Raw genomic sequence first — 12,353 nt, 5'->3', positions numbered from 1 at the left:
GGCCCGCGGGCCGGCAGATCGCCTCAGCTCGGATCGAAGCTGTCGCGGAAGGTGAACCAGGTCGAGCTCATCGACATGGCCGCGAGCACCAGCGCCGAGCCCACGATCAGCACATTGCCGATGGCCGCGGCGGCGCCGCCTCCGCCCACCGAACCGACGCCGATCAGCACCGTGGCGACCAGGCCCATGCCGATGCCGGCGAGCAGGAACACGCCGAGCCAGGCCAGGCCGAACAGCGCGTAGGCGCCGAAGTTGCGAAACACCGCGACCACGCTGAAGAAGATGCTTTTCACCGGCTCCACGCCGTGCCAGTGCACGAGCGCGGGCGCATGCCACATCGCGAGCGAAAGCGGCAGGTTCAGGCACATCAGGAGCATGCGCGCCACCTGGAAGTCGCTGCTCGCCATGATCTCGGGCGTCAGTGCTTCGTCGAGCAGATAGGCCTTCGCCAGTTGGCCGCCATCAATGAACGAGGTCAGCAGCACGGCGAACACGAAGTACACCGCGGAGATCACGCCGAGCTTGACCAGCGAGCGCCACTCGGTGCGCATGGCCGCGACCACCGCCACGAACATGGCGGAGCCGGTGGGGCGCTGCGCGTGGCCTTCGGTACCGAGGCCCTCGGCGTTGTCGGTGTAGGCCACCGACGTCGCCACCATCAGCCCCAGCGTCATGAAGGGCAGCAGGACCGGCGCCAGCACGCTGCCGAGCAGCGGCAGCAGCGACGCTGTCGAGATCAGCGCCATCAGCAGGAAGAACAGCGAAATGAAGGCGAGCGGTTGCCGCCAGAAGGTCTTGAGTCCGAGGCGGACCCATGCAGCGCCGGTTCGCGCCGGCACGATGTGGAGTTTCATTTTTTTGAGAGTCAGGCGGCCAGCCGTTCGAGCGACTGCGCCATGACATGCGGGTGGTTGGCGCGCTCGCGCAGCACGCGCTCGAAGTGCGCCGGATCGTGCGGCTTCAGCATGCTGGCTTCGCGCGGAAGATGGAAGTCCCAGAGCCGCGAAATCCAGAAGCGCAGCGCCGCGGCGCGCAGCATGGCGGGCAGCAGGGCGCGCTCCGAGGCATTCAGCGGGCGCACGGTTTCGTAGGCCGACAGCAGCGAGTCCGCACGTTCGGCGTCGTGTTCGCCGCTTGGCAGGTCGATGGCCCAGTCGTTCAGGCACACGGCCAGGTCGAACAACCAGGTGTCGGTGCCCGCGAAGTAGAAGTCGAACACGCCGGTCAGGCGCGGCGCGGCGCCGGCGTCCTCGCCGGTGGCGAACATCACGTTGTCACGGAACATGTCGGCATGCACCGGGCCGCGCGGCAGTGCCGCGTAGGCCGACGTTTCGGCCACATGGTTCTGATAGGCCAGTTCGGCGCGCAGCAGCGCGGCCTGCGGTTCGTCGATGTAAGGCAGCACCACCGGTACGGTCTCGTTCCACCACGCCAGGCCGCGCAGGTTCGGCTGAATGCGCGGGAAGTCGCGCGCCGCCAGGTGCATGCGCGCCAGCATCTCGCCCAATTGGAAGCAATGCGCGGTGCCCGGCGACAGTTCGCTCCGGCCCGAGAGCCGCTGCACCAGCGCGGCCGGCTTGCCCGCCACCTTGAGCAGCAGCTCGCAAGGGGCATTCGCGGGAATCGTCAGCGCATGGCCCGACGGCGGTGCGATGGCCGGGTCGGCCACGGGTTCCGGCACCGGCAGGCCGCGGCCCGCCAGGTGCTTCATGAGACAAAGGTAATAGGGGAGCTGCTCGGCGCGGAGACGCTCGAACAGCGTCAGCACGAACTCGCCGGTTTCGGTGGTGGCGAAGTAGTTGGTGTTCTCGATGCCGCCCTCGATGCCGCGCAATTCGCGCAGAGGGCCCAGGCCCAGACGCTGCACGAGCGCGTCGGCCTCGCCGAATCCGACTTCGGTAAAAACTGCCATGGCGGTGCTCAGCGTTGCGCTGACGATTGAAGGCGCGGCACGGTCAGAACTTCATCACGTTCCAGACGCGCGGGCCGTTGCCGTTCGAGTCGGCCGAGCCCGGGCGTGCGCTGCCCGCGTCGTTGGGCAGCACTTCATAGCCGGGCACGTTGGCCTTGGGCTTCACGTTGATGCTTTGCGTGCGGCCGCCGTAGCGGACTTCGTCGACCGAAGCCCCGCTGTCTTCCGTGTGGATGTGCTCGACCTTCTGGTTGCGTCGGCCGTCGGATTGCTCCTGATTTTGTAGCGGCTCGGCCGGCGCAGGCGCCCGGGCGGGCGCGGACTGCGCCTGAACGGCGGCAAATGGGGCGGCAAAGGCCAGCGCCAGCAGAATGCGGCGGGCGACCAGGAGTGTGGGGCTAGGCATGCAAGGATTGTAGGCTCGGCCCCGCTTTCGAGGTGTCGGTCGGCGGCGTACGCCGCCGTGGTTCGGAACGCCGCGCCGGGCACGGCAAAATGGCCCGATGACCGACAAGAAAACGCTGCTGCTCGTCGATGGCTCGAGCTATCTCTACCGCGCCTTCCACGCCATGCCCGACCTGCGGGCCGTGCCCGGCGACCCGAAGAGCCCGGCCACCGGTGCCATCCGCGGAATGATCAACATGATGACGGCGCTGCGCCGCGAGGTTCGCGCCGACTACGCGGCCTGCATCTTCGACGCGCCCGGCAAGACGTTTCGCGACGACCTGTACCCCGAGTACAAGGCCAACCGCTCGCCGATGCCCGACGACCTGCGCAGCCAGATCGATCCCATCCACGAGGTGGTGAAGCTGATGGGCTGGCCCGTGCTCTGCGTGCCTGACATCGAGGCCGACGACGTGATCGGCACGCTCGCCAAGACCGCGGCGGCGCAGGGCGTCGAGGTCATCGTTTCGAGCGGCGACAAGGACCTGAGCCAGCTGGTCGACGAGCACATCACCATCATCGACACGATGAACGGCAAGAAGCGCGACGTGGCGGGTGTGACGGCCGAGTTCGGCGTCCCGCCGTCGCTGATGATCGATTACCAGACGCTGGTGGGCGACGCGGTCGACAACGTGCCCGGTGTCGAGAAGGTCGGCCCCAAGACTGCTGCCAAGTGGCTGCTCGAATACGGCTCGCTCGACGCGCTGATCGAACGCGCCGCCGAGGTGAAAGGCCAGGCCGGCGAGAACCTGCGCAAGGCGCTCGAAAAGCTGCCGCTGAGCAAGAGCCTCGTCACCATCCGCACCGATTGCGACCTGGCCGCGCACGTTGCCGGCCTGCCGTCGCTCGAAGGCCTGCCCGTGGGCGCGCCACAAACGGCCGAGCTCAAGCCCTTCTACGAGAAATTCGGTTTCAAGAGCCTGGTCAAGTCGCTCGAGGCGATGGAAGTGCCGCCCGAGCTCATCGAGGAAAACATCAAGAAGCAGCAGGCCCGAGGCGGTGCTGCGAGCGCCGACCAGGGCGGGTTGTTCGACGAATCGTCGAACCTCGGTGCCATCGAGGCCGCATCGCCCGCAAGCAACCTGAAGTACGAAACCCTCACGACCTGGGAGCAGTTCGACACCTGGCTCGCCAAGCTGCAGGCCGCGGACCTGGCCGCCATCGACACCGAAACCACCTCGCTCGACGAGATGGTGGCACAGATCGTCGGCCTGAGCTTCAGCGTCGAGCCCGGCGAGGCCGCCTACATTCCGCTTGCGCACAACTACCCCGATGCGCCCGCGCAACTGCCCATCGACGAAGTGCTCGCCAAGCTCAAGCCCTGGCTCGAAAACCCCGAGAAGAAAAAGCTCGGCCAGCACATCAAGTACGACCGCCACGTGCTCGCCAACCACGGCATCGAGGTGCAGGGCTATGCGCACGACACCATGCTGCAAAGCTATGTGCTCGAAGCGCACCGGCCGCACGGGCTCGCGAGCCTGGCCGAACGCCACCTGGGCCGCAGCGGCATCTCGTACGAAGACCTGTGCGGCAAGGGCGCGCACCAGATTCCGTTCAGCCAGGTCGACATCGCCAAGGCCGCCGAATATTCGTGCGAGGACAGCGACCAGACGCTCGACGTTCACCTCGCACTGTGGCCGCAGATCCAGCGCGACGAAAAGCTGCGCTTCATCTACCAGCTCGAGATGGATTCGAGCGAGGCGCTCTACCGCGTGGAGCGCAACGGCGTGATGATCGATGCGCCCACGCTCGCGGCGCAGAGCCACGAACTCGGCACGCGCATCATGGCGCTCGAACAGGAAGCCTACGAGATCGCCGGGCAGCCCTTCAACCTGGGCTCGCCCAAGCAGATCGGCGAGATCTTCTTCACCAAGCTGGGCCTGCCGGTGGTCAAGAAAACGCCGAGCGGCGCGCCGAGCACGGACGAAGAAGTGCTCGAGAAATTGGCCGAGGACTATCCGCTGCCGGCCAAGATCCTCGAGCACCGCGGGCTTTCCAAGCTCAAGGGCACGTACACCGACAAGCTGGGCCAGCTCGCCAACCTGCGCACCGGCCGCGTTCACACGCACTATGCGCAGGCGGTGGCGGTCACGGGCCGGCTGTCGAGCAACGACCCCAACCTGCAGAACATTCCGATCCGCACGCCCGAAGGCCGCCGCGTGCGCGAAGCCTTCATTGCGCCGGCCGGCCGCGTGATTGCCAGCGCCGACTACTCGCAGATCGAGCTACGCATCATGGCCCACATCAGCGGCGACGAATCGCTGCTGCGCGCATTCCGCGAAGGCATCGACGTGCACCGCGCCACCGCGGCGGAGGTGTTCGGCTCCACGCCCGACCAGGTGTCGAGCGAACAGCGCCGCTATGCCAAGGTGATCAACTTCGGGCTCATCTACGGCATGAGCAGCTTCGGCCTGGCGCGCAACCTGGGTATCGAGACCAAGGCCGCGGCCTCTTACATCGAACGCTACTTTGCGCGTTACCCGGGCGTGAAGGCGTACATGGACGAGACCAAGGCACTCGCGAAGGAGAAGGGCTATGTCGAGACCGTGTTCGGCCGGCGCCTCTATCTGCCCGAAATCAATTCGCCCAATGGCCCGCGCCGCGGCGGCGCCGAGCGTGCGGCCATCAACGCGCCCATGCAGGGCACGGCGGCCGACCTGATCAAGCTCAGCATGATCAAGGTGCAGGACGTGCTCGATGCCGAGAAGCGCGCCACCAAGATGATCATGCAGGTGCACGACGAACTGGTGTTCGAAGTGCCCGAGGCCGAGGTCGAATGGGTGCGCACCGAAATCCCGCGCCTGATGGCCGGCGTGGCCGAGCTGAAGGTGCCGCTATTAGCCGAGATCGGCATCGGCCCGAACTGGGACAAGGCCCACTGAGCGCCGGCCACGCCTGAAGAAGGCGCGGCTCGCCAGTGCCAGCAGCCCCACGCCGATACCGGCATAGAGCATCACGTCGCCGAATCCCTGGCGCAGGGCGGCCTGCGCGAGCGCGGGGGCTGCCGCGTCCGGAAGGATGTCCAGCTTGCCCGCCGCCACACCCTGCGCCAGTTGCAGCAGTTCGCCGGCGTCGGCGTGCAGGCCGGCTTCGCCGAGGTGCCCCGCAATGCCGCTTACCAGCACGAAGCCCATCAGCGCGATGTTCAGGGCGAGCGTGATCAGCCGCGCGCTGAAGTCGATGCCCGAAGCCATGCCCGCGCGCGCCGCCGACACCGCGCCGGTGCTCGTGTTGGTAACCGGCGAGTTCGTGAGGCCGAGGCCGATGCCCGCAGCCAGGCAGGCGGCAATCACCACCGCGTCGCTGCCGCGCGCATTGCCCGCGGCCATGAGCAGGAAGGCCGCGGCCATCAGGCCGAGGCCGCCGGGAATCACGCGTTCGGCCCCATGGCGCAGCGCCAGCCGTTCGGCCAGCGGCGGCATCAGCAGCGTGGGCAGCGTGTAGGCCAGCAGGGCCCAGCCGGCGTGCATCAGGTCATGGCCGAGTGCCGACTGGAAGTAGATCGGCAGGTAGATCATGAACGGCCAGAAGCTGAAGTTCATGCCCACCGAACCCATCATCGCGCCGTTGAAGCGGTGGATGCGAAAGACCGAGAAGTCGAACATGGGGTGCGCACTGCGCCGTTCGGCCGCGACGAACAACGCGAGGCACGCCAGCGCACCGGCCAGCAGTGCCAGCCCCGCACGGTTGCCGAAGCCCTGCACCGTGCCGAGTGTGATGAAGTAGACCAGCGCGAATACCGCGAGCGTCAGGGTGAGCATGCCCGCCACGTCGAGCCGGTGCGCGTCGGGGTCGCGCGATTCCTGCACGCTGGCGTGCACCAGGCCCAGCGTGAGCAGCGCCAGCGGGGCGTGCACCAGGAAGACCCAGCGCCAGTCGGCCAACGCCACGATGGCGGCGCCCACCAGCGGACCAAAGCCGAGCCCGATGCCCGCAACCACGCCCCAGACGGCGAAGGCGCGCGAGCGCGCCGCCGGCTCGCGGAACTGCTGCGACAGGATGGCGAACTGGCAGATCATCATGGCGCCGGCACCCACGCCCTGCACGAAACGCGCGGCAATCAAGAGCGGCGCGCTTGTCGCCAAGCCGCACGCCAGCGACGCCAGCCCGAACAGCCACAGGCTGGCCACCAGCACGCGGCGGCGGCCATACCGGTCGGCCAGCGTGCCGGCGGCCATCAGCACCGAGGTGCAGGCCAGCGTGTAGGCGTTCATGATCCACTGCGCGTCCTGGAAGTCGGCGTGCAGCACGCGCTCGAGCTCCGGCAGGATCACCGGCACGCTGGAGATTTCGAGGCCGAACATGAGGGCGACCAGGCAAACGGCGGCGAGCGCGGCGGCATCGCGGCGCGGGGTAGTCGTTGAAGAAGTTGAAGGAGTTGAAGGCGGTGTCATGCCGCCATCTTGTCGGGAAACAGGTTCTTCATTGAGGACATCGATTCAGCAGATTCGGGAATCGGAAGGCACAATTCCGTGCCATGACCGATCGTTTCGATGGCATCCAGACCTTCCTCGAGGTGGTGGAAAGTGGCAGCCTCACGCTCGCGGCCGAGCGGCTGAACCTCACGCGCTCGGCCGTGGGCAAGGCGCTTGCACGGCTGGAGGCGCGGCTCGGCGCGCGCCTGCTGCAGCGCACCACCCGCAGCCAGAGCCTGACCGAAGAAGGGCAGGCCTACTACGAGCACTGCCTGCGCGCGCAAGCCGAGCTGGAGGCCGCCGAGTCGGCGCTCGAGAGCGGCCGGCGCGAGCCGCGCGGCCGGCTGCGTGCCAGCCTGCCGCTGGCCTTCGGCCATCACCATGCAGCGCCGGCGCTGCTGGGCCTCATCGAGCGCTATCCGCAGCTGCAGGTGGACATTGCCATCAGCGACCGCGTGGTCGACCTGGTGCAGGATGGCTACGACCTGGCGGTGCGCATCGGCGAACTGCCCGACACCGACCGGCTGGTGGCCCGCCGGCTCGGCGAGCAGACCATGAGGCTCGCGGCCGCGCCCGCCTATCTGGCGCGCTTCGGGCGGCCGGCGGACGTGGCCGCACTGGCGCAGCACCGGGGCATCGACTATTGCGGCCCGGGCCATTCACAGCGCTGGGAGCTGCGCGATCCGCAGGGCCGCCTGCACACCGTGCACCTGCCCTGGCATGCGCGGCTGAACGACCTTCAGGCGGTGGCCGATGCGGCGATTGCAGGTGCCGGGCTCGCTTGGCTGCCGAACTGGCTACTGGCACGCTACGTGCAATCCGGACAACTCGAGTCCGTGCTGGCCGACCATCGCGCCGCGGCCATGCCCATTCATGTGCTGTGGCCGCGCTCGCGCCACATGCCCGCGAAGACGCGCTGCGCAGTCGATGCGCTGGTCGCCGCGATGCCGGCCTGCATGGAAGAATGCCGAGACCGCACGGTACCCGCCGCGCGGACCAGAAAAACACAAGGAAGCCGTTCATGACCCTGTTCCCCGTTCGTTCCTGGTGCCGCGCAGGCGGCGCACTCCTGATTGCCGCGGCCTGCCAGGCGGCGCTGGCCGCACCCGATGCGCGCATCGCCTCGCTGGCAGCCGAGCAGAAGCAGCCGCTGCTCGATTCGCTGTCGCAGCTCGTGGGCATCGAGTCCGGCAGCCGCGACCTGGAAGGCCTCGAAAAGATCTCCGATCTCATTGCCGGCAAGCTCAAGGCGCTGGGCGGCGAGGTCGAATTCATCGACCCCAGTGCCGAGGCCTACCGCATGGACGACACGCCCGAGAAGATCGGCCGCGTCGTGCGCGCGACATTCAAGGGCACGGGCAAGAAGAAGATCATGCTCATTGCGCACATGGACACGGTCTACACCGTGGGCATGCTCAGCAAGCAGCCGTTCCGCGTCGAAGGGGACAAGGCCTTCGGGCTCGGCATTGCCGACGACAAGCAGGGCGTGGCGGTCATCATCCATACGGTGGCGATGCTGCAGGCGCTCAAGTTCAAGGAATACGGCACGCTCACCGTGCTGATCAACGGCGACGAGGAAATCAGCTCGCCCGGTTCGCGCGCGCTCATCACGCGACTCGGCGGCGAGCACGACGCGGTGCTTTCGTTCGAAGGCGCCTCGGTCAAGGAAGACAAGCTCTCGCTCGCCACCGCGGGCATTGCCTCGGTCACGCTCAACGTCGCGGGCAAGGCGTCGCATGCGGGCTCGGCACCCGAACTCGGCGTGAACGCGCTCTACGAACTCTCGCACCAGGTGCTGCAGATGCGCGACCTGTCGGACCCCGCCACCGGCCTCAAGATGAACTGGACCATCTCGAAATCCGGCAGCAACCGCAACGTGATTCCGGCCAGCGCCACGGCCAGCGCCGACGTGCGCGTACTGAAGGTGAGCGACTACGACCGCATCGAGCAGCAGGTGCAGGAGCGCGTCAAGAAGCAGCTGATTCCCGAGGCCAAGGTCGAGCTGAAGTTCGAGCGCCGCCGTCCGCCGCTCGAGGCCACCGATGCCTCGCGCACGCTTGCCGCGCACGCGCAGCGCATCTACAAGGACGAGGTCGGCAAGCCGCTGGGCGCCGACGACAAGGCCGCCGGCGGCGGTACCGATGCGGCGTTTGCCGCGCTCAAGACCAAGGCGCCGGTGGTCGAGCGCTTCGGCCTGCAGGGCTTCGGCGCGCACTCGGCCGACGCCGAATACGTGCTGGTGGATTCGATCGAACCGAGGCTCTACCTCGCCACGCGCATGGTGATGGATCTCTCGCGCAACAAGATCGGCAACTGAGTTCCATGCGCCTGCGTCACATCGAGGTTTTCAACGCCATCATGCTCACGGGCAGCGTGAGCGCGGCGGCGCGGCTCATCAACATCACGCAGCCGGCGGTGAGCCGCACCTTGCAGCATGCCGAACTGCAATTGGGCTTTCCGCTGTTCCAGCGCGCCAAGGGCCGGCTCACACCGACCACCGAGGCGCTCACGCTGTATCCGCACATCGAGCGGCTGTTCGCGCAACTCGACGAGGTGCAACGCCTTGCGGCCAATCTGCGCGCGGGCAGCGACACCGGCGAACTGCGCATCCTGAGCGTGCTGGCGCTGAGCTACGAAGTGCTGCCGCGCGCGCTCAAGGCCTTTCGCGAAAAGCACCCGGGCTATTCCATCACGGTCGAATCGCTGCATTCGCCGCAGATCATGTCGGCACTGCTGCTGCAGGAGGCCGACGTGGGCTTTGTCTTCAGCCCTGCGGTGCATCCTTCGCTCACCCAGGAAACGCTCGCCGACACGCGCATGGTGTGTATCGCACCGAAGGGCATGCTTCCGCGTGCGCTGGTGCGCAACGGTTCGGTGGCGCTGCACGACCTGGCCGACCGGCCGGTCATCGGGCTCGACAGCCGCGACCCGGTGGGCACCAGTTTGAGCCAGGCCTGCCGACAGGCGGGCGTGGGTTTCCAGCAGGCGGTGGTCACGGTGCAGACCTATCACGCAGCGCTGTCGATGGCGCACCACGGCTTGGGCGTGGCGCTGGTCGACGGATGCACCGCCCGTTCGGCCGACAGCACCAAGGTCGACGTGCTGGCGCTGGAGCCGCACATCCCGGTGCCGGTGCGCGCCTTGCGTTTCGCGGGCCGGCCTGATTCGGTGGCGGTGCGCGGCATTACCCGCTGCATGCAGCAGGCGATCCAGGAAGCGATGTAACAGCCGGCAGGCTCAGGCGGGCAGCGCCTCGGCAATCTTGAGGGCCGAGCCGAAGGCCAGCGTGAAGCCCAGCGCCCCATGCCCCGTGTTGAACAGCATGTTCGACGGCGCGCTCGGTAGACGGCCGATGATTGGCAGCCCCTTGGGCGTCGCGGGCCGCATGCCGGTCCACGGATGCAGTTCTTCGAGCCGGCTCGCGCGCGGAAACACAGCGCGCGTCGCGGCCGCCAGCGTTTCGATGCGCGTGGCCGGAATGCTTGCGTCGTGCCCCACCAGTTCGGCCATGCCCGCCACGCGAAGGCGGGAGCCGATGCGCGCGAACACCACCTTGCGTGCGCTGTCGGTCACGTTCACGCGCGGCGCGGCATCCGGAGAAGGGTCGACCTCCACCGTGATGCTGTAGCCCTTGAGGGGATACACCGGCAGGTACGCGCCCAATGCACGCCCGAGCTTGTGCGAAGCCGAGCCCAGCGCCATCACGAAGGCGTCGGCCTCGATATCTCCTTCGCTGGACTTCACCGCGGCCACCCGCGCGCCGTTGCGCGCGAAGCCGTGCGCGTCGGTGCCGAGCAGAAAGCGCACGCCGCGCGCGCGCAGCGCACCCATGAGTTCGGCGCACACCTTGAGGCAGTCGGCAGCGCATTCGCTCGGCGTGTAGACCGCGCCCGCAATCTGGCTGCGGTAGCTCGCGAGCGCGGGCTCGATCGCCACGCATTCGTGCGGCGCGACGATGCGCTGCTTGCTGCCCATCGTGCGCTGCAGCTCGAGCTGGGTCCGCGCGCTTTCGAGCGACGATGCGTTGCTGTAGAGCACCAGCTTGCCCGTGGCGGAAAAATCGCAGTCGGGCGACAGCTCGGCCCGCATGGTTTCGAACTCGGTGCGGCTCGACGCGGCAAGCGCCAGCAACTGCGAGGTGGTGTCGCGCGAGGTCGCGGCGTTGCAGGCTGCCAGAAATTCCAGCCCCCAGCGCCACTGCAACGGATCGAGCTGGGGCCGCAGCTTGAGCGGCGAACTCGGCGAAAGCAGCAGCTTGGGCAATTGGCGCCAGATCGATGCATCGGCCAGCGGCTGCACATACGAGTAGCTGAGCTGCGCACCGTTGCCGCCGCTCGCGCCCGCACCGGGTGTGGCACGGTCGATCACCGTCACTTGATGGCCTCGGCGTTCGAGTTGCCAGGCGGTGGCCAGGCCCACGATGCCGGCGCCGAGCACGCACACATGCATAAGGGCAACTTTCCGGGAGTGAATAAGGAACGGCATCGACTGTAGGTGCGCGCCGCGCCGGCCGGAAATGCCAAAAGCGCGGTGGCCCATAGCCAAAGCGCATGCCCTCGCGCCCGTTCTTTCCTAACCCATAACCTTTGGGTATGACCTAGGGTTCATTTGGAATTGTCGCGGTGTGTCACTCCTTCTTACACTGGCCGCTCCGCTCAACCAATCTGAAGAAGGCTCGCATGAAACTCTCCGCATTGATGGCCGCCGCTGCCGTGGTGCTGCTGACCGCCACCGGCGTCCAGGCCGCCGACACGCTGGCGAAGATCGCCGAGTCCGGCAAGATCACGCTCGCCTACCGCGAGTCGTCGGTGCCCTTCAGCTACCTGGACGGTCCCAACAAGCCGATCGGCTTCTCGGTCGAACTCTCCAACGCCGTGGTCGAAGCGGTGAAGAAGAAGCTCAACAAGCCCAGCCTGCAGGTGCAGCTGATGCCGGTGACCTCGCAGAACCGCATTCCGCTGATCACCAACGGCACCGTCGACCTGGAGTGCGGCTCCACCACCAACAACAGCGCGCGCGGCAAGGACGTGGCCTTTGCCATCAACCATTTCTACACGGGCACGCGCCTGCTGACGAAGAAGTCTTCCAAGATCAAGGACTACGCCGACCTTGCCAAGAAGACGGTGGCCAGCACCACCGGCACCACCAATGCACTGGTCATGCGCAAGTACAACACCGAGAAGAACCTCGACATGGACATCGTGCTCGGCAAGGACCACGCCGACGCCTTCCTGCTCGTGGAAAGCGACCGCGCCGTGGCTTTTGCCATGGACGACATCCTGCTGTTCGGCCTGATCGCCAACGCCAAGAACCCGGCCGACTACGAGGTGGTGGGCGAAGCGCTGCAGGTCGAGCCCTATGCCTGCATGCTGCCCAAGGACGACCCTGCCTTCAAGAAGCTGGTGGACGACACCTTCATCGGCATGATGAAGAGCGGCGAGTTCGAAAAGCTCTATACCAAGTGGTTCATGTCGCCGATCCCGCCGAAGAACGTGCCGCTGAATTTGCCCATGAGCCCGCAGCTCAAGGACAACCTCAAGACGCCGTCGGACAAACCGGCGACCTGACGCGCGGAGATACAC

At 67.1% G+C, this 12,353-nt stretch carries 10 protein-coding genes; 5 read left to right on the top strand and 5 right to left on the bottom strand.

Going from position 1 to position 12,353, the window contains the following annotated elements; translation table 11 throughout:
• Window positions 1–23: 23 nt before the first annotated feature.
• From QFZ42_RS17395 to QFZ42_RS17385, 3 genes are read right to left on the bottom strand one after another with little or no spacing between them, the layout of a single operon-like run.
• Window positions 24–854 carry a BPSS1780 family membrane protein gene (locus tag QFZ42_RS17395; protein ID WP_307702155.1) on the bottom strand — a complete coding sequence of 277 codons (831 nt, stop codon included), beginning with the start codon at window positions 852–854 and terminating at the stop codon, window positions 24–26.
• A gap of 11 nt (window positions 855–865) precedes the next feature.
• Window positions 866–1,912, bottom strand: coding sequence for a homoserine kinase (locus tag QFZ42_RS17390; RefSeq protein WP_307702154.1), 1,047 nt, complete (start codon window positions 1,910–1,912; stop codon window positions 866–868).
• 43 nt (window positions 1,913–1,955) lie between these two features.
• Window positions 1,956–2,318 carry a hypothetical protein gene (locus QFZ42_RS17385; RefSeq protein ID WP_307702153.1) on the bottom strand — a complete coding sequence of 121 codons (363 nt, stop codon included), beginning with the start codon at window positions 2,316–2,318 and terminating at the stop codon, window positions 1,956–1,958.
• Between the two features lie 97 nt (window positions 2,319–2,415).
• Between QFZ42_RS17385 and polA the strand changes: the two genes are divergently transcribed.
• Entirely contained in the window at window positions 2,416–5,238 is a 2,823-nt protein-coding gene (polA, locus tag QFZ42_RS17380) for a DNA polymerase I (protein ID WP_307702152.1), read from the top strand.
• On the opposite strand, the gene QFZ42_RS17375 is transcribed toward polA, so the two are convergent.
• Window positions 5,194–6,750, bottom strand: coding sequence for an MFS transporter (locus QFZ42_RS17375; RefSeq protein WP_307702151.1), 1,557 nt, complete (start codon window positions 6,748–6,750; stop codon window positions 5,194–5,196). The two genes, polA and QFZ42_RS17375, sit on opposite strands and share 45 nt — an antisense overlap.
• Window positions 6,751–6,833: 83 nt before the next feature.
• Between QFZ42_RS17375 and QFZ42_RS17370 the strand changes: the two genes are divergently transcribed.
• From QFZ42_RS17370 to QFZ42_RS17360, 3 genes are read left to right on the top strand one after another with little or no spacing between them, the layout of a single operon-like run.
• Window positions 6,834–7,796: a LysR family transcriptional regulator gene (locus QFZ42_RS17370; protein WP_307702150.1), complete on the top strand. Its 963-nt coding sequence runs from the start codon at window positions 6,834–6,836 to the stop codon at window positions 7,794–7,796.
• On the top strand, window positions 7,793–9,088 hold the full coding sequence (locus QFZ42_RS17365; protein WP_307702149.1) for a M20/M25/M40 family metallo-hydrolase: 1,296 nt from the start codon (window positions 7,793–7,795) through the stop codon (window positions 9,086–9,088). The genes QFZ42_RS17370 and QFZ42_RS17365 overlap by 4 nt, the downstream gene beginning before the upstream one ends.
• A gap of 5 nt (window positions 9,089–9,093) precedes the next feature.
• Window positions 9,094–9,996, top strand: a complete 903-nt coding sequence (locus QFZ42_RS17360; protein ID WP_307702148.1) for a LysR family transcriptional regulator — start codon at window positions 9,094–9,096, stop codon at window positions 9,994–9,996.
• 12 nt (window positions 9,997–10,008) lie between these two features.
• Here QFZ42_RS17360 and QFZ42_RS17355 read toward each other — a convergent pair whose 3' ends face one another.
• Window positions 10,009–11,220, bottom strand: a complete 1,212-nt coding sequence (locus QFZ42_RS17355) for a D-amino acid dehydrogenase (protein ID WP_307702147.1) — start codon at window positions 11,218–11,220, stop codon at window positions 10,009–10,011.
• A 230-nt stretch (window positions 11,221–11,450) separates the two neighbouring features.
• Between QFZ42_RS17355 and QFZ42_RS17350 the strand changes: the two genes are divergently transcribed.
• Window positions 11,451–12,338, top strand: a complete 888-nt coding sequence (locus tag QFZ42_RS17350) for a transporter substrate-binding domain-containing protein (protein ID WP_307702146.1) — start codon at window positions 11,451–11,453, stop codon at window positions 12,336–12,338.
• The last annotated feature ends 15 nt before the right edge of the window (window positions 12,339–12,353 follow it).

Origin of the sequence: Variovorax paradoxus (assembly GCF_030815855.1) — a bacterium.
In the GTDB taxonomy this organism is placed as follows: domain Bacteria; phylum Pseudomonadota; class Gammaproteobacteria; order Burkholderiales; family Burkholderiaceae_C; genus Variovorax; species Variovorax paradoxus_M.
Note: the sequence above shows the minus strand (reverse complement) of the source record. Positions and strands in the feature narration are given on the sequence as shown.

Excerpts from the sequence above, each read along its gene's own strand:
- QFZ42_RS17395 (WP_307702155.1), bottom strand. The coding sequence starts at position 854 with ATGAAACTCCACATCGTGCCGGCGCGAACCGGCGCTGCATGGGTCCGC.
- QFZ42_RS17390 (WP_307702154.1), bottom strand. The coding sequence starts at position 1,912 with ATGGCAGTTTTTACCGAAGTCGGATTCGGCGAGGCCGACGCGCTCGTG.
- QFZ42_RS17385 (WP_307702153.1), bottom strand. The coding sequence starts at position 2,318 with ATGCCTAGCCCCACACTCCTGGTCGCCCGCCGCATTCTGCTGGCGCTG.
- polA (WP_307702152.1), top strand. The coding sequence starts at position 2,416 with ATGACCGACAAGAAAACGCTGCTGCTCGTCGATGGCTCGAGCTATCTC.
- QFZ42_RS17375 (WP_307702151.1), bottom strand. The coding sequence starts at position 6,750 with ATGACACCGCCTTCAACTCCTTCAACTTCTTCAACGACTACCCCGCGC.
- QFZ42_RS17370 (WP_307702150.1), top strand. The coding sequence starts at position 6,834 with ATGACCGATCGTTTCGATGGCATCCAGACCTTCCTCGAGGTGGTGGAA.
- QFZ42_RS17365 (WP_307702149.1), top strand. The coding sequence starts at position 7,793 with ATGACCCTGTTCCCCGTTCGTTCCTGGTGCCGCGCAGGCGGCGCACTC.
- QFZ42_RS17360 (WP_307702148.1), top strand. The coding sequence starts at position 9,094 with ATGCGCCTGCGTCACATCGAGGTTTTCAACGCCATCATGCTCACGGGC.
- QFZ42_RS17355 (WP_307702147.1), bottom strand. The coding sequence starts at position 11,220 with ATGCATGTGTGCGTGCTCGGCGCCGGCATCGTGGGCCTGGCCACCGCC.
- QFZ42_RS17350 (WP_307702146.1), top strand. The coding sequence starts at position 11,451 with ATGAAACTCTCCGCATTGATGGCCGCCGCTGCCGTGGTGCTGCTGACC.